General features: G+C 58.7%; 19 protein-coding genes, 1 tRNA gene and 2 pseudogenes. 14 read left to right on the top strand and 8 right to left on the bottom strand.

Going from position 1 to position 15,859, the window contains the following annotated elements:
* Positions 1-11: 11 nt before the first annotated feature.
* Positions 12-821 carry an ABC transporter ATP-binding protein gene (locus DV706_RS01535; RefSeq protein ID WP_049890022.1) on the top strand — a complete coding sequence of 270 codons (810 nt, stop codon included), beginning with the start codon at positions 12-14 and terminating at the stop codon, positions 819-821.
* Positions 818-1,531 (top strand): ABC transporter ATP-binding protein, encoded by a 714-nt coding sequence (locus tag DV706_RS01530; protein ID WP_006067977.1) that lies wholly within the window; start codon positions 818-820, stop codon positions 1,529-1,531. The genes DV706_RS01535 and DV706_RS01530 overlap by 4 nt, the downstream gene beginning before the upstream one ends.
* An 89-nt stretch (positions 1,532-1,620) precedes the next feature.
* Here the strand turns inward: DV706_RS01530 and DV706_RS01525 are convergent.
* Positions 1,621-2,002, bottom strand: a pseudogene (locus DV706_RS01525) (hypothetical protein); the annotation flags it as partial.
* Positions 2,003-2,329: 327 nt separating this feature from the next.
* Between DV706_RS01525 and DV706_RS01520 the strand changes: the two are divergent.
* The 3 genes from DV706_RS01520 to DV706_RS21620 all read left to right on the top strand — a co-directional run bounded on the left by DV706_RS01520 (position 2,330) and on the right by DV706_RS21620 (position 3,522).
* Positions 2,330-2,743, top strand: coding sequence for a type IV pilin (locus tag DV706_RS01520; RefSeq protein WP_006067975.1), 414 nt, complete (start codon positions 2,330-2,332; stop codon positions 2,741-2,743).
* Positions 2,744-2,746: 3 nt separating this feature from the next.
* A complete protein-coding gene (locus DV706_RS01515; protein WP_006067974.1) occupies positions 2,747-3,256 on the top strand; it encodes a type IV pilin in 510 nt (169 codons plus the stop codon).
* Between the two features lie 110 nt (positions 3,257-3,366).
* The gene (locus DV706_RS21620) at positions 3,367-3,522 is read left to right on the top strand and encodes a hypothetical protein (protein WP_169331125.1); all 156 of its coding nucleotides are present in this window, start codon (positions 3,367-3,369) and stop codon (positions 3,520-3,522) included.
* A 69-nt stretch (positions 3,523-3,591) separates the two neighbouring features.
* On the opposite strand, the gene DV706_RS21995 is transcribed toward DV706_RS21620, so the two are convergent.
* Together DV706_RS21995 and DV706_RS01505 are read right to left on the bottom strand one after the other, a co-directional pair.
* Positions 3,592-3,831 (bottom strand): DUF7563 family protein, encoded by a 240-nt coding sequence (locus tag DV706_RS21995; protein WP_083902079.1) that lies wholly within the window; start codon positions 3,829-3,831, stop codon positions 3,592-3,594.
* A 165-nt stretch (positions 3,832-3,996) separates the two neighbouring features.
* A tRNA-Arg gene (locus DV706_RS01505) sits at positions 3,997-4,071 on the bottom strand.
* A 169-nt stretch (positions 4,072-4,240) separates the two neighbouring features.
* Here DV706_RS01505 and DV706_RS01500 point away from each other — a divergent pair.
* The 3 genes from DV706_RS01500 (at position 4,241) to DV706_RS01490 (ending at position 6,203) form a co-directional block, all read left to right on the top strand.
* Positions 4,241-4,426, top strand: coding sequence for a DUF7511 domain-containing protein (locus tag DV706_RS01500; protein WP_006067973.1), 186 nt, complete (start codon positions 4,241-4,243; stop codon positions 4,424-4,426).
* A 112-nt stretch (positions 4,427-4,538) separates the two neighbouring features.
* The gene (locus tag DV706_RS01495; RefSeq protein WP_006067972.1) at positions 4,539-5,393 is read left to right on the top strand and encodes a geranylgeranylglycerol-phosphate geranylgeranyltransferase; all 855 of its coding nucleotides are present in this window, start codon (positions 4,539-4,541) and stop codon (positions 5,391-5,393) included.
* Positions 5,394-5,570: 177 nt separating this feature from the next.
* A complete protein-coding gene (locus DV706_RS01490) occupies positions 5,571-6,203 on the top strand; it encodes an RAD55 family ATPase (RefSeq protein WP_006067971.1) in 633 nt (210 codons plus the stop codon).
* A gap of 204 nt (positions 6,204-6,407) precedes the next feature.
* Here DV706_RS01490 and DV706_RS01485 read toward each other — a convergent pair whose 3' ends face one another.
* Positions 6,408-6,743, bottom strand: coding sequence for a DUF5798 family protein (locus DV706_RS01485; protein ID WP_006067970.1), 336 nt, complete (start codon positions 6,741-6,743; stop codon positions 6,408-6,410).
* 189 nt (positions 6,744-6,932) lie between these two features.
* Here DV706_RS01485 and DV706_RS01480 point away from each other — a divergent pair, with 189 nt between their 5' ends.
* From DV706_RS01480 to DV706_RS22455, 4 genes and pseudogenes are all read left to right on the top strand, one after another.
* The gene (locus DV706_RS01480; protein WP_006067969.1) at positions 6,933-7,721 is read left to right on the top strand and encodes a class I fructose-bisphosphate aldolase; all 789 of its coding nucleotides are present in this window, start codon (positions 6,933-6,935) and stop codon (positions 7,719-7,721) included.
* Positions 7,718-8,575: a class 1 fructose-bisphosphatase gene (locus DV706_RS01475; protein ID WP_006067968.1), complete on the top strand. Its 858-nt coding sequence runs from the start codon at positions 7,718-7,720 to the stop codon at positions 8,573-8,575. Before DV706_RS01480 ends, DV706_RS01475 begins: the two co-directional genes overlap by 4 nt.
* Before the next feature lie 9 nt (positions 8,576-8,584).
* Positions 8,585-8,725: pseudogene (locus DV706_RS01470) on the top strand (ADP-dependent glucokinase/phosphofructokinase); the annotation flags it as partial.
* On the top strand, positions 8,673-8,903 hold the full coding sequence (locus DV706_RS22455; protein ID WP_136350765.1) for an ADP-dependent glucokinase/phosphofructokinase: 231 nt from the start codon (positions 8,673-8,675) through the stop codon (positions 8,901-8,903). The pseudogene DV706_RS01470 and the gene DV706_RS22455, both read left to right, overlap by 53 nt.
* On the opposite strand, the gene DV706_RS01460 is transcribed toward DV706_RS22455, so the two are convergent.
* Both DV706_RS01460 and DV706_RS01455 read right to left on the bottom strand, forming a co-directional pair.
* Positions 8,900-9,148, bottom strand: a complete 249-nt coding sequence (locus DV706_RS01460) for a hypothetical protein (RefSeq protein ID WP_006067966.1) — start codon at positions 9,146-9,148, stop codon at positions 8,900-8,902. The two genes, DV706_RS22455 and DV706_RS01460, sit on opposite strands and share 4 nt — an antisense overlap.
* Positions 9,149-9,291: 143 nt before the next feature.
* Positions 9,292-10,464 (bottom strand): hypothetical protein, encoded by a 1,173-nt coding sequence (locus DV706_RS01455; RefSeq protein WP_006067965.1) that lies wholly within the window; start codon positions 10,462-10,464, stop codon positions 9,292-9,294.
* Positions 10,465-11,017: 553 nt separating this feature from the next.
* Here DV706_RS01455 and DV706_RS01450 point away from each other — a divergent pair.
* A complete protein-coding gene (locus DV706_RS01450) occupies positions 11,018-11,368 on the top strand; it encodes a DUF5658 family protein (protein ID WP_006067964.1) in 351 nt (116 codons plus the stop codon).
* A 101-nt stretch (positions 11,369-11,469) separates the two neighbouring features.
* Here the strand turns inward: DV706_RS01450 and DV706_RS01445 are convergent, their stop codons facing one another.
* The gene (locus DV706_RS01445) at positions 11,470-12,147 is read right to left on the bottom strand and encodes a PH domain-containing protein (RefSeq protein WP_006067963.1); all 678 of its coding nucleotides are present in this window, start codon (positions 12,145-12,147) and stop codon (positions 11,470-11,472) included.
* Between the two features lie 307 nt (positions 12,148-12,454).
* On the opposite strand from DV706_RS01445, the gene gdhB reads away from it, so the two are divergent.
* The gene (gdhB, locus tag DV706_RS01440; protein WP_006067962.1) at positions 12,455-13,729 is read left to right on the top strand and encodes a glutamate dehydrogenase GdhB; all 1,275 of its coding nucleotides are present in this window, start codon (positions 12,455-12,457) and stop codon (positions 13,727-13,729) included.
* Between the two features lie 119 nt (positions 13,730-13,848).
* Here the strand turns inward: gdhB and DV706_RS01435 are convergent, their stop codons facing one another.
* Positions 13,849-15,132 (bottom strand): Cdc6/Cdc18 family protein, encoded by a 1,284-nt coding sequence (locus DV706_RS01435; RefSeq protein WP_006067961.1) that lies wholly within the window; start codon positions 15,130-15,132, stop codon positions 13,849-13,851.
* Between the last annotated feature and the right edge of the window lie 727 nt (positions 15,133-15,859).

The raw sequence follows: 15,859 nt of genomic DNA, 5'->3' as shown, positions 1-15,859 counted from the left end.
CGACCAGCGAGATGGACGTGAGCACAGTCCAGACGAACGCCAACATGGCGAAAGACGACGTCGTGCTCCGAGTCGAGAATTTACAGAAGTCCTTCGGCGCACTCGTCGCCACCGATCACGCGACCTTCGAGGTCGAACGGGGGACGATCACCGGCCTCATCGGCCCCAACGGGGCCGGGAAGTCGACGATCTTCAACCTCATTTCGGGCTTCTACGAGCCTGACGGCGGCACTGTCACGGTCAACGGAACCGACGTCACCGGCACCGAGCCCTACGAGGTGGCTGAACACGGCCTCATCCGAACGTTCCAGACGCCCCGCAAACTCGAGGGAATGACCGTCCGCGAGGCGATGCTCGTCGGCCCGCGACACCAGCCCGGCGAGTCGTTCGTGAAACTGTTCACCGACCCCAAGACCGTCGGCGAGCACGAACAACAGAATCTCGCAGACGTCGAACGGATCCTCGAGGAGTTCGAGATCGACCATCTCGCGACCCAACCCGCAACGGACATCTCCGGCGGCCAGATGAAACTGGTCGAGTTGGCCCGTGCAATGCTCGCGGAACCGGAGGTCCTATTACTCGACGAACCGGTCGCCGGCGTCAACCCGACGCTCCGGAACAAACTCGCCGAGCAGATCCAGCGGCTCAACGAGCAGGGAACGACCTTCCTGCTTATCGAACACGACATGGAGTTCGTCATGAACCTCGCCGATCCGATCGTCGTCCTCGACCGCGGGAGCGTGCTCACCGAAGGGCCACCCCACGCGATCCAGTCGGATACCAAGGTTATCGACGCCTACCTTGGGGGTGGTGGCGTATGAGCGCCGACCACGTCCTTGCACTCGACGGCGTCGACAGCGGCTACGGCGAGGTGCAAGTGCTCGATGACTGTACACTCCACCTCGATACGGACGAAATCGTCTGTCTGATCGGGCCGAACGGGGCCGGGAAGTCGACCGTTCTCAAAACCGCCTTTGGCATGCTGACGCCATGGGAGGGTGCCGTCACCTACCATGATCGAGATATCGGCGGGATGGCACCCGAGGATATCGTTCGCGAGGGGATCGGCTTCGTTCCCCAGACCCAGAACGTGTTCGGCTCGCTCACCATCGAGGAGAACCTTCGGATGGGCGGCGTCGCCCGTAACGACGATCTCGGGCCGGTCCTCGAGACGCTGTACGATCGGTTTCCCCTGTTGGACGAAAAGCGGACAGCGAAGGCTCGGAACCTCTCCGGCGGCCAGCGGCAGGTGCTTGCGCTTGCCCGCGCGCTCGTAATGGAACCCGACGTGCTCCTGATCGACGAACCATCTGCCGGCCTCGCGCCGAACACCGCCGACGATGTCTTCGCAGACGTCCAGGAGGTCAACGCGATGGACACGGCGATCTTGATGGTCGAACAGAACGCTACGAAGGGGCTGGGCATCTCCGATCGCGGCTACGTCCTCGATCAGGGGACCGTCCGATTCGAGGACCAGGCCGACGCGTTGCTGGACAACGAAGAAGTGTCGCAGCTATATCTCGGCGGCTGACGGCTGCGTCGAACCGCTTTTTGATCTCGTTCTAAGTGTACAGTACAACTGAACCGATGTCCACACGCATCTCACAGCCGTCGTGCGATACGGTGTGCATCGCGATGGTTCAGTGCAAAGGGGGACGAACGTGTCGGTGGCGATCGACCCACCGGAGAAGACGTTCGCGACGAGCGTGTTCAGTGCGAGAAACGGCTGGTCTTGCATGGTCGCATCCAGCCAGCCGTAGTCGCGAGCGACCTCGATCCCGCGGGCGGCATCCGGCTTCCTGTCGTCGATCCACCCACGAACACGCCCACGTGGTAACTCCAGCGCGTTCGAGATCGCGTAGGGGCCTTTGTCCGGATGCTGACTCGCATAGCGACGCACAGCCTGGTAGTCGAGGGCGGCCGCCCACGGATCACTGTCTGTCCCGCCGTCGTCGGTGCGCGCGAGGTCGCGCTCGTCGACTGCGAGGGTGTCCCAGTCCATGCTGGGTTTCAGATGTGAGGCTTCAAACATGTATTGTATCGTTGAATAATCGGGAAATCGCAAGACTGCGTGGCTTCAAGGGGGTGCTGTAGGGTCTCTAACCCCGCCTAATTATCAGTTCTAAAAGTGTCTCAAAACGTTCTTTTCACTAATACACTGTACTTTGGGACAATTATATATATGCAGTCTCCGCTGACTGCAAGTAGCACCGCAACGACGAGACGGCACCGCTGAGGGGCGATTTGTAGCTCCCTCGAGCGCCGTCGGGTGCCACTGTGGCACTCGAGAGTCTTACCGTTGTGGGTGCGTGAAAACGCAAATCCAACTATGGATCTCACGAAATATCGAAGCAAGCTGATCGGAAGCGAAGACGAGCGAGCTGTATCGCCAGTTATTGGAGTTATTCTGATGGTGGCCATCACTGTCATTCTCGCAGCTGTGATCGCAGCGTTCGTGCTAGACATTGGTGATCTTGATGGCAATGCGCCGAACGCGCAGTTCGACTGGGAGGTTGATAGTGATGAAGACGAGATGTCGATAACTCATACAAGCGGTGATGATATCGAACTATCGAACGTCGAATTTGATCCAAGCGTGAATGACAATGGCGATATTGATGGCAACGCAGATATCACATGGTCTGCTGGCGAAACAATAAATTTCGATAGTGAGACTGGTAATTTCCAAGTTGTCTGGGAAGCGGACGGTTCCTCAACAATTCTCGCTGAACACGAGAACTAGACAATGAATTTTGATCTTAGTCAATACACGACAAAACTTGTTGGAGGTGACCAAGAGCGTGCTGTTTCGCCGGTTATCGGCGTGATCCTGATGGTAGCAATCACTGTCATTCTGGCTGCTGTGATCGCAGCATTTGTACTGGATATTGGTGACTTCAATGATAGCGCACCACAAGCTCAGTATGACTGGGAAAGCAATGATAACAATACGGTAGTTGACATCTCTCACACGAGTGGCGATGATATCGATCCAGACACCTTGTCAGTAAGTGTAACTGTCGATGGCGACTCTGAAAGTGCTGACTTAGAAAGAGACGGTTCCGATATTACAGCAGGAGAGGGGATTACGTTCGCCATTGATGAGTCCAACGACAATGTTGATGTTAGTGGCGATGCGGTTGATGGTCAAAGTATAGACTTCGGGACTATTGATCCTGCTAATGAAATCGAAGAGATAGTCGTTACGTGGGAAGCGGATGGTTCCTCAACGATTATCACCGATCACGAGCCTTAGTGAATCAATAACTACCACATGATTATTTAATTTGTATATCACGTTTATCTACAAGTTTGAGCGACCACTGTCCTTCGTCGATGTGTCGGATATGCACGTAACAGTCCTCCTTGAGCGGCACCGCGCTTGCCGAGGATGAAGACGATGACGACGAACTGAGTACCGGCGAGTCTGCCGCGCTCGGGTTGGCGTTTGCCATGTCGCCCCAGACTGTCCTGCTCGTTGGCAGCTACTCGTTGCTGCGAACGTCGTTATCTGTCGCTTGATGGGCCGGATGGGCTATGGGCGTTTGACTCCCAACGTCGTACAGCTGACTCGCGGGAACGAACGAGTCCTCACGCATCGGCCTCACCTCCGTGACGTCCGGATGACGTTTCTGGATCTGGAATCCCGACGTCCACGCCAGCAGCCGAGCCGCGGCTCAGTCGCGCGTAGGTATCGCACTCAGAACAGCGGTGGGCGCGATCGTCATCGTCGCCGAACACGCGGCTGAATCGGTCGGAAACATGAGCGCCACAGTGACGGCAACTCGAGTTAGCGGTCGACGACTGGAGCGAGAACGTCACGCCGACCACCCCGAGTTTGTGACGAGAATCGCATGACCTGACGGGGACGCAACCCGTTGCCCGTTGGGATCAGATTCCACCCCCGTCTGTGAAACGGACGAAAGTGGCGAAAAGACGGACAGCGAACGCTCTACGGGGAAAGTAGTATTAGTCGAGAATCGAGGCGTTTGTGAGTGGGCGCTGCAGGATTTGAACCCACGACAGCTTGGTCCGAAGCCAAGTACTCTGTCCAGACTGAGCTAAGCGCCCTTACCACCTATTTTCCGGCGGTCCCGTATAAGTCACTCGATTCGGGACGGTTTCGACATCGACCAGCACACCACACTCTCCTCGAGCGCTCGAGACAGCATTCTACTTCTCAATCGGTGAAAATTACCACACGGGGTATTTACGCTGTGTGGGCAACAGTCAGCTGTCAATGACGGTGAACGAGGCCCCGATCCCAGACGACGGTTGGTCTGCAGATGCACCGCTCGAGTTGCTCACTGATGACGAGAACGAGGTCTGGACTGCCGTTCCCGCCGATGCGACTGGCGACGAACGGGTCTGTAAGTGGCTCTCAGTCGACGCCGAGACGCTGTGTGATCTCGAGGAGTGGCGGTAGGCTCGCCGGCATCACACTGTTTTACCCCGCGCGTGCAATCGAATTGAGTGACAGCGACGACCGCTGAGAGCGGATCGTACCGTTTAACCAGTCCGACTGAGCAGTTTCGTCCATGACAGCGGGTGAGACGATTCGTGGGCTGCTCGAGTTGACGCGGCCGATAAACGTGGTTGCAGCGAGCGTGTTGACGTTTATCGGCGCGTTCGTCGCCGGTGGTGTCGCCGCCGAGCCACTGTCGGTGACAGCGGCGATCGCGGCAACGGGGTTTGCAGTTGGGGCCGGAAACGCGATCAACGACTACTTCGATCGGGAAATCGACCGAATCAACCAACCAGGGAGAGCGATCCCTCGGGGAGCCGTGAGCCCACGGGGTGCGCTCGGTTTTAGCCTCGTCCTGTTCGGTGGCGCTGTCGGGCTCGCGATCACGCTGCCGGCGGCTGCGATCGCCATCGCAACGATCAATCTGCTTGCGCTGGTCGCGTACACCGAGTTCTTCAAAGGACTGCCCGGGCTGGGGAACGCACTGGTCGCCTACCTCGTCGGAAGCACGTTTCTCTTCGGCGCGGCGGCGGTGGGCAACATGGGCCCTGCCGTGGTGTTGTTCGTCCTCTCGGCGATTGCGACACTGACTCGAGAGATTATCAAGGACGTCGAGGACATCGCTGGCGACCGCGAGGAGGGGTTGAACACGCTTCCCATCGCAATCGGCGAACGGCGTGCGCTCCAGATCGCGACCGGCTTGCTCATCGTGGCTGTGATCGCGAGCCCGATTCCGTATCTCCTCGAGTATTTCGGAATTATGTACCTGCTGGTGGTGGTGCCGGCGGACGCGGTGATGCTCTATGCGGCCGTCGAGAGTTTCGACGATCCGACGGCTGGACAGTCACACCTCAAGTACGGGATGTTCCTCGCTGCACTGGCGTTTATTGTTGGGCGGGCAGCGGTGACGATCCCAACGGGAGGGTGAACTGACTCGAGAGCAGTTTCGAACCTGGATGCCCTCGATATCGGAAAGCAGTGTTGACAATAATCGTCCAATCAAAAGTAATATAAGCTAGATTCGGTATTTTCATATCACACACCGAAGTAGCCAGCGCACACAGTGATACACCAGTACGGCTGCGGATGGATGTGAGTATCTGGTATGTATGACCTCGCAGACGTCCTACCGGACGCCGAAATCGAGCCCGGGACGAATCTACTCATCGCGGGTCCGCCGCTAACGGGGAAGCGACAGATCGCGTTCGATATCCTCGCAAGCGGTGCCGACCGCGGTGATGGGTCGATCATCGTGACGACCAAAGATAGTGCCGATAAGGTTCTCAAGTCGTTTGCCGACTCGATTAGTCCAAGCACTGATCCAGATCTCGGCGTCGTCGACTGTGTTACTAAACAGCGCGGTATTGGATCCGTCGACGACGATCCGCGAGTCAAGTACGCCTCCTCACCGGTCGATATGACGGGAATCGGAATCAATCTCTCGGAGTTTTTACAGGACTTTTACGAGGAGCGTGGCGTGACCGAAAACCGCGTGTTGCTCTACTCCGTATCGACGCTGCTCATGTACTCGGATCTCCAGACCGTCTTTCGGTTTCTCCACGTTTTTACCGGCCGAATCCAGAGTGCAGACGCGATGGGTGTCTACGTCATCGACTCGACGTCTCACGATGCCCAGACGATGAACACGCTCAAACAGCTGTTCGACGCCTCTCTCGAACTCGAGAAAGCCGACGATGGCGACAAGCCACAGATTCGGACGGCTGGCCTGTCGACCTGACAGGCGTTTCGATGCCGACCATCGAGACGGCCAAGTCAGACATGACGCCGGTTCGTATCGCGTACCGATGATAACGGCTGTTCGTCGAGTTCACAGACACGACAGCGCGCCCACATCGTGGGTCCACCGTGTTTGGAGCCGGTTGCTGGCGGACCGAGGGGAGCGTATACTGGGTTACTGTCTGGGGAGATACGGCGGAGAACGCTACTTAGCCGGTGTGTCGCTCGCGTCGGCCTCCGTGATCGTGTCGGTTGACTCCGTCGCGTCGCTGTCGGTCTCATCGTCCTCGAGTTCGGCTTCGTCGATCGCTGCTTCCGCGAGGATTTCCTCACCGTCAAGCCCCTGTTCTGCAGCGATCGCAAGCAGGAGTGCTCGTTGTTCGGTGAGTTGATGATCGAGGCGCTTGACCGTCTCATGGGTGTCGTCCATCTCTTCTTCCAGTCCAATGATCCGTTGCTGGAGTTGCTGTACCTGCTTGTACATCGCTTCGGCACGGTCGGAAAGGCCCTGAATTTTCTTTGCAGTGCTGCCAAGTCCCATACATGAGTGATGTGTTGGCAGACTAATGGGCCTTTTCGTCCGTGGCTCGAGGAGACCACTCCCTGTCTCTCAGTTTGTGAACCGCTGTCCTGTTTCCGGTCAGAGACGGTGTTTACTACTACTATTGTACGTAATTCTGGTAACTCGGACCATCAAAGATTTATAGCGGCCAGTTGGACCGACTAACAGATGATTCCGATCGACGACTCTCCGATCGTTCGCGACGGCAAGTCACTGATTCTCGCGATGGACCACGGGTTAGAACACGGTCCGGTCGACTTCGAGGAAGTACCGGAGAAACTCGACCCATCGACGGTCTTCGAGACGGCGACGCACGACGCCGTCACCGCGATGGCCGTCCAGAAAGGGGTTGCTGAGGGCTATTATCCCAGCTACGAGGACGACGTCAACCTCCTGCTCAAACTCAACGGCACGTCGAACCTCTGGATGGGCGAGCCTGACTCGCCGGTCAACTGCTCGGTTGATTACGCCGCCGAACTCGGTGCCGACGCGCTCGGCTTTACCGTCTACAGCGGTTCGAACAACGAAGTCGAGATGTACGAGGAGTTCCGCGACGCCCAAGAGAAGGGCCGCGAGTACGACCTCCCGATGGTCATGTGGTCGTACCCACGCGGACAGGGGCTGAAAAACGACACCAAGCCGAGCACCATCTCCTATGCGACCCGTATCGCCCTCGAGATCGGTGCCGATATCGCGAAAGTCAAATACCCCGGCAGCAAGGAGGCGATGGCCCACGCCGTCAAATCTGCCGGTGACATGAACGTCGTCATGAGCGGCGGCTCGAAGACCTCCGACTACGAGTTCCTCTCGACGGTCGAGGCCGTGATGGACGCCGGTGCGAGCGGACTCGCCGTCGGTCGTAACGTCTGGCAGCGCGAGGACCCGACCCAGCTGCTCGACGCGCTGGAGAAGGTCATCTACGAGGGCGAAACCGCCGACGCCGCACTCGAGGAATGACGGTGTCCGACCCAGTCGAGGACATCGTCGCGACGATCAGCCGCTCGGCGACCGAGATCCGACAGGGACTGGTCGGTCGACGGGGGAAAGCCGACGAAGAAAACCCCAGCGGCGAGACCCAGGCCGAGGCAGACGTCTGGGCTGACGACCTGCTCGCGGAGCGACTGTCGTCGATCGACGGCGTTTCCCAGTACGCAAGCGAGGAGCGCGCGGAGATCATCGACTGTGATGATGACGGGCTCTCCGTGGCCGTCGATCCACTCGATGGCTCCTCGAATCTCAAGTCGAACAACACGATGGGGACGGTGTTCGGCATCTATGACGAGCCACTCCCCGCCCCGGGAACTGCCCTCGTTGCGGCGGGATACGTGCTCTACGGTCCGATAACGACAATGGTGTACGCCCGTGACGAGACGGTCACGAAGTACGAACTCACCGGGGGTGAGCGGACGGTCGTCGAGCACGACGTGACCCTTCCCGACGATCCGATCACCTACGGTTTCGGCGGACGCGTCCCCGACTGGCCCGATGACTTCGAGGCGTACGTCCGCGAGGTCGAGTCCAACCCACAACACAAGCTCCGCTACGGTGGCGCAATGATCGGCGACGTCAACCAGGTCCTCACCTACGGCGGCATCTTTGCCTACCCTGCCCTCGAGGACAGCCCAAACGGAAAACTCCGCTTGCAGTTCGAGGGGAACCCGATCGGCTACGTCATCGAGGCTGCCGGCGGCCGCTCCTCGAACGGCGAGTACTCGATCCTCGAGGTTGAGGCGACCGACCTTCACCAGCGCGTGCCGGTCCACGTCGGTAACACGAGCCTGATCGACCGCCTCGAGGCCGCACTCGCGTAAGCGATACAGAGGTTCATCGCCGCCTCGAGGCCGCCGGAGTTCGACCTGTACGCGGGTGCGCTCGACGAAATGATTGATCAGGTCGGCGCGGTCGTCGATGGGGCACTGCTTGCGGCTTATCACAATCTCACCCCTAAGCACGTCGACGAGACGGCCGACGACGGCTTCCTCTTGTACGCCGGCGGTCGTTGCCTGTCCTAATCGCGTCGTCGACGATCCTGCAGGCACTGTCGGCATCGGTGACATCGTTTCGTCGTCGAGTTTTCTTCTCGAGCGAGAACTGCGGACAGTACAATGCGTGTGTCAGTCGGTTCAGTTGTTACTCTAGGCAGTCGGTTCGTCGGAATCGCTGGTGCGCCATGCTGCGGTTACGGTGACGTAGACACCGATCCCGAGGAGGAGCAGTGCGTAAAACGCCCACCGTGGCCACGCGTTCTGCAGAAAGAACAGCGTCAGAAGCATGACCCAGCCGGTAATGACGAGCAGGTCGATCGCGAGTCGGGCAGTGGTGTTTGCAACCGATTTTATCGTGCCGCCAGCCCGGCCGGGGCTGTCAGCAGTATCGGAACTCATCGGCGTGGTGGTTGTCCGCGGTGTGGTCGGTGAACGAACATTGGTGTGCCGGTCGAGTATCTGGCAGGCCGGAACGGACGGCGCTGATTCAGGTCGCAGTTGGTGGTGCTTTCGTGTGTCGGATCGTGGTCGTCGTCCATGAGTCAGAAGTGATATCCGTAGGTTTCGGTCAGTTTGTAGGCGCCAATTCCCCAGACGTAGCTCTGTCCTGGCCACCACGTACGGGCATTGTTGAAGCCTGCAACGAGGACGTCCTCGTCGGCACCCTCGGGGTCGTTATGATAGCTCACCGATCCGCTGTCGCCGTCAGTCAGATCCATTTCCCCACCCCAGCGAATCTGACCGCGTCGACAGAACTCGTCGGTAAAGCAGGTAACCGCGTCGATACCCTGAATCGTCCCGGTCGTATGCCCAGTCATGGCACCGACCTTCTCGAGGTCTTCGCCACGAGCGATGAGATCAGCAAGTCCGAGTCGGGTGAGCTGACCACGGACGCGAGCCGGTGAGGGTGTGTCGATCGTGTTCGAGGGTCTGAATTGGTTTCCGGGAGTAACAGCGACGATATCCTCGACCGGATGAGCGCGCTCGACGGCTCCCAGTTCGACAGTGTCGGCTCCATCGACCGGCAGTGAGAGTCGATCACTGTCCGGATCGGCTCCGTCCTCGAACGCGTGTTCGGCCGTCACGAAAAACTCCTGTCGGGTGTCCGGATCGTACAGAACAGGGCCGAGCGTCGCAATGCTCCCCGGTGTTTCACAGGCGATGCCGCTTGGAATATCCCCACTCGAGGCCGAGTCGATAAACCGCGGCTCGAAGCCCTCGTGTCCGTCTTCGATGCCGTCGATATCGACGATCGTCTCGATATCGAGTGAGACGTCGTCGACCAGTCCATCGAACGTGTCTCGGAACGAATCGAGACCGCTCGAGATACCGACAGAGACGGATGCAGTCCCACGATCGTACGATCCGGGAACGACTGCACTCCCGAGATAGCCGGTAAATGCTGTTCGCGCCAGCAGGTCGTTCAGTTCGAAGGCCTTCGTAACAGATGCATACCACGACGTGGGGACGTACCGCGTCCGCTCCTCGAGTGACCACGGGTCGTCGGGGTCGGACCTGACGAGTGCGGTAACGATTGGAACCTCGCCGTCATCAGCTGCAAGGAAATCGTCGACGCCGAGAAACTGGGCAACACCAAGCGCGTAGCCGCCAGTAACGAGGGTCCGAAGGAATTCGCGACGGTCCATGCCCGCCTCGAGCCGGTCACGAATCGTCGCGAGCCGGGAAACGAGATACTCGGTGTGTGTGTCTTCCATACCGCGAGAGTGATTTATAACGGTGTATTCACCCGTATCGTCCAGCGACGGACCACGGACACGGGAGCGTCTATAGCTGTCGGATACGAAGACGAAATCGAGCAAAGCCATTGTGCCTGCAGGTGCCACGCGTTATATATTACGTGGAAGATACGAATCCGCTAAGCGGCAGGTGGTAATCAACAGTGATGGGGAGTGTCAGGTTTTACGAACAGGTCGTTACAACCCGCCGGTCGGCTAACCCTGTCCCGACAGCCGTTATGGCCACAGCCTCGATTGGGGCCGGTCGAGGCCATCCCCGTTACTCAGCTGTTCGCACCCGGTTTACCACCCACTACCGATCGCAATCAGATACTGACGCTCTCGAGGCCGTCGTTTTCAGCCGGATCAGTCACGCCCCTTCGAGGACCATTCCACGGTGGTTACCAACGTGTTACGAGAGGTGGTGAGACGCTACGCCTGACATAACAATACCGCGAGTGGTGGAACCGTCACCTGCGGACACCACTCCCGACGGTTACGTAACGACCGGTTCGACTCCGGCGGGGAGTGTATGAGTTTCAGCGGGGCCTCTCTCCACACCGAACTGCTTCGTGACCTCTCTCCAGCCGTCCTCGAGCGACTTCTGTGGGTCCTCGTCGCGCTATCGCTGGTCGGTGACATCGTGACGACGTTCGTCGGTTTACACCTCGGACTGGCCGAATCGAACCCGGTCGCCAGGAGTGCAATCGAAGGCTACGGGCTGGCTGGCATGCTCGCTCTCAAAGGCATCGCAGTCGCTATCGGACTGATCTGTCGGCCGATGCTCCCTCCAGCCTACCGACCGATCGTTCCCGCAGGGCTTGCGCTCCCCTGGACAGCGGCCGTCTGTATCAACGTCTATATGATCTCGACGGCGATCTGATCGGACGAATACCCAGAGCCTGCGTTTCTGGATCGGTCGGTCCCAGTCTCGCTCAGCCCTACTCCTTTAGAGAGAGTCGGCTTGATACGTGCCACCACTGCTCACGAATTGCTGTCAGCCGACTCGTGTTCGAGAGGGACGCTGTCGTCCGACTGTGTGCTCGAGCGCGTCTCGACGGACTCCGCATCGCCAGCGCCGTCCTCGAGTGCCGTCCGGATTGCTCGCAACTCGACGAGGATCTCCTCGAGGACCGCATCGGTTGCGTTGGCCGTCTTAGAGCGGTCAGTGGCCTGCCCGCGGGAGACGTGACTGCTGATCAGCTGCTGGACCGCTCGTGGCTCCGGAACGGATCGAAACCGCATTTCGACACCCGCACCGCCGGCGGAGCTGATTTCGACGTGCCCATAGCCAAAACGCGTACCGAGTGCACTCTGGCTGTAGGAGGTGTTCTGGACCTTCTCGAAGTCGATCCGCTTGACATCCCGCGAGAACACGCCGCGTTTCTCGTACAGACCGGATGTGGTCACGACGTAGTCCGTGCTCCGAATCCAGAGGACAGCCCAGCCGACGATCGGAACCGTCACCGCTCCGAGCACTGCGACGAGTGCCAGTCCGGCAACCGTATTGAACGGGACGACTGCGAGTGCAAGCACAGGCAACGCGAGTAACAACGCCGTCGGTGCAACCGTCCGCAGATCCGGCCCGCCGGCCCAGCGGACCGACTCGTCGGCATCCAGGGACAGCCATTCGAGGTCGCCGTCGGTTTCCAGTCCACTCATACGCTCGAGGTCACACAGCGACGGCAAAAGCATACTGCTCGCTCGCGGGAGGTCGCCAAGGATGAGCCTCGGTTCGAACGTTCGACATCTCCCTTTGTCGCGCGGTGCCAACTCGAAATTGTTGCATAATACCATGCCGAGAGAGTGTGGTGTGCAAATATTGCACGAACTCGAGTGAAGTAGCAAACATTATCTCTGCCGCGGGAAAACAGCTTCCCAGTACCCGAGACAGTCGTCGCGTTCAAAACGGCTGTCAACAGAGGGCTACCGTGACCCTCGCTTCGGGCGGAATCTCTACGGCAATACTATGACAACAACTGAGCCCACATCGGAGCCGGAACCGGAGAGTGCCGTTGAAACAGCCCGTCGCCAACTCGAGCGCGCAGCTGCCCATCTCGACGTCGACGAGGGAATCGTCGAGCGACTGCGACATCCGACGAGCGTCTACCGCGTGACGATCCCACTCGAGCGCGATGACGGAAGCCGTGAGATGTTTACGGGATATCGCGCCCACCACGACAGCGTCCGTGGGCCGTACAAAGGCGGCCTGCGCTACCATCCTGGCGTAACCGAAGAGGAGTGTGTCGGTCTCTCGATGTGGATGACTTGGAAGTGCGCTGTGATGGACCTTCCATTCGGTGGTGCGAAAGGTGGTGTCGTCGTTGATCCGAAAGAGCTCAGCAAGGACGAAACCGAGCGGCTCACCCGCCGGCTTGCGGAGGAACTCCGCCCCGTGATCGGCCCGATGAAAGACATTCCCGCGCCGGACATGGGGACCGGTCCCCAGGAGATGGCGTGGTTCATGGACGCCTACTCGATGCAACAGGGCGAGACCGAGCCCGGTGTCGTCACTGGCAAGCCGCCAGTCGTCGGCGGCTCCTACGGCCGAGAGCGAGCACCCGGTCGGAGCGTCGGCATCGTCGCTCGAGAGGCGATCGAGTACTACGACTGGGACATGGAAGACACCACTGTCGCCGTCCAAGGGTTCGGGAGCGTCGGTGCCAACGCGGCCCGCTATCTCGATAATCTCGGGGCCTCGATCGTTGCCGTCTCCGATATTGATGGCGCGATCTATGATCCCGACGGCCTCGACACGACCGACGTCGAAGACCACGACGAAACCCCAGGCATGGTCTCGGGTTACGACGCCCCCGAAACGCTGTCGAACGACGAACTACTCGAGCTCGACGTCGACGTCCTTATTCCGGCCGCGATCGGCAACGTCCTAACCGCCGAGAACGCACGCGATGTCAGTGCGAACCTGATCGTCGAAGGCGCAAACGGACCAACGACTTCGACGGCCGACCAGATCTTCGAAGAACGAGAAATCCCAGTCATTCCCGACATCATCGCCAACGCCGGTGGAGTAACGGTGAGCTACTTCGAGTGGCTCCAGGACATCAACCGTCGCAAATGGAGCCTCGAGCGTGTTCATGAGGAACTCGAAGACGAGATGCTCCAGGCGTGGAACGCCATCCGCGAGGAGTACGACGCTCGCGACGTCACCTGGCGCGATGCGACGTACATCGTGGCGCTGTCACGGATCGCCGATGCACACGACGTGCGTGGGCTCTGGCCATAGTCGCGAAACGAGCAGTTTGATCTCGGTGTAGCAAACGACGCCCACACCCCTCGTTCAGACTGAAACGACACCACGAGTCATCCGACGTCCAAGAGGCGTGCCCGCTCCCAGTCGGCGGGTCAGGAAAACGAGGAGAGATCGACGTCGCGGTTGTTCGTTGCGGGTCCGGTTTCAGTGAGTTGGTCGTACGTCGGAAGCTCCTCGAGTGAGTCGTCCCGGCGGACTGCTTTGATAATGTGTTTCGGGTCAGTGACGAGGCGATGTAAGAGATAACTCCCCTGAGAGCGGCCTCCACCGGTTTTTTCAGACTCGATAACGCCGAGGAAGGCCTGCTCTTTGAGCTGCCGATACAGTCCGTTTTCAGTGATCGGATCGGTCGTGACCATGTTGCAGATCCCGACGTATCGCTCGTAGATCTCCCGTGTCTTGTGGGTCTCGCGGTCGCCGGTGATGATCCGACTTGCCAGCGCATAGAGGGCGAGTTTTGCGTGGACAGTCGCCCCGCTGGTGAGCTCTTCGATTCGATTGATCTCGGCGACCTCCTGGGCCTGCTGGATGTGGCTCTCTGAGACAGTTTCCGAGCCAGTGCGACGAGCGAGTTCGCCGGCCTCTTTGAGGATCTCGATCGCCTTTCTGGCGTCACCATGCTTTTTTGCAGCGAGTGCTGCACAGAGTTCGATCGTCCCGTCTTCTAAGACCTCGGGCTGGAACGCATCTTCGCGGTTTCGCATGATCTCCCGGAGCTGTGAGGCATCGTACGGATGGAAGAACAGCTCTCGGTGGCCGAAGCTGCTGTCGATGCGTTCGTCGAGCGTCTCTCGGTATTTGACCTTGTTGCTGATGCCGATCACGCCGATGTAAGCGTCCGTCTTCTGAGCTTCACGCGCCCGTGAGAGTTGCATCAGAATATTACTGTTGTCCAGTTTGTCAATCTCATCGAGGATGACGATAATGGCGTCAAAAAAGTCCTCGAGGATTCCCCAGATATGCTGGTAGTACTCCATCGTCCCGACACCTCGTAGCGGAATGTTCTCCTGGTAGCCAGTCTGATCTTTCAGACTCAACGCGAGCTGGCGCGTCGCGCGCGTTTCTGTGTTCGCTTCGGAGCAATCGACGTAAAGCACGCCACAGTCGATCTCGTTGTCTCGAGCGGCCGTCTGTGCTCGAGTGGCGACGTGTCGAGAGATGAGACTCTTTCCAGTGCCGGTCTTCCCGTAGATCATCACGTTGTTGGGTGGATCGCCTCGCGTGATCGCACCGACTTCGGCGGCGACGGACTGGATCTCGTCGTCCCGGCCGACAATCCGGTCTTCGTCGGGAACGTGACCGACGTGGAGGAGTTCCTTCCGATCAAAGATCGGATCGTGAGATTGGAAAAGCGGGTCCCCTGCCTGTTCAGCCATGTCTCCGTTCTTCGAGACATACATAATAAAACTATGGAAGGTAGTTCAGACTGATAACGATCAGGTAGACGTTTTAAGACGTGATGTTTCGGCTGTCTTCGATTTCCCTACAGAGTCCCCGGATGCAGACTGTAGTGCACGCTTCGTGGAACGCTCGTGTCGGACCCCCACACCCCTCATTCAGAGTGAAAGTGCGAACGACGGTGGGGGGAGGGTCAAAAGAAGATCGTGGTGGAAGGTGATGGTCCAGAGCAGTGTCGGATGATGAGCTAACGTCGTCGTATGAGACGATAGAGCGGGAAGCAGTGAAAACAGCCCACTTCGGACGAGTCACTGACTACGACGCCACGTTTTGCTTGTTGGATCGCTAGCTCATTCATTCTCTTTCTAGAACTACCTACCTAGCTAGTATAGTACGATTATATCTTACGATAAAGGCAATTTCATCCCTTATCTACAGCCACTCTTATTTTCACAACCAATCTGTAGTAAATATCATCTCCGCATACGGTTCGCCGCCCCCCAACCCACGTGTACTCCGTTTTCACTCTGAATAGGGGGTGGGGGTCTTGCGCTATTCGACAGACTGGGCAGGGCGAGTACCTCGAGGCTTACCCTGCGGTGTCCATGCCACCGCTCTGCTCTGTAACCGAAAGGCGGACCCGTGATCCGATTTCACTCTGAACGACGGGTCTCTCCGTTCCAGCGTTCTGACTCGAGTCAGACT

The sequence above is a fragment of the Natronorubrum bangense genome (assembly GCF_004799645.1).
Lineage (GTDB): Archaea > Halobacteriota > Halobacteria > Halobacteriales > Natrialbaceae > Natronorubrum > Natronorubrum bangense.
This window is presented reverse-complemented; position numbering and strand designations above follow the sequence as displayed.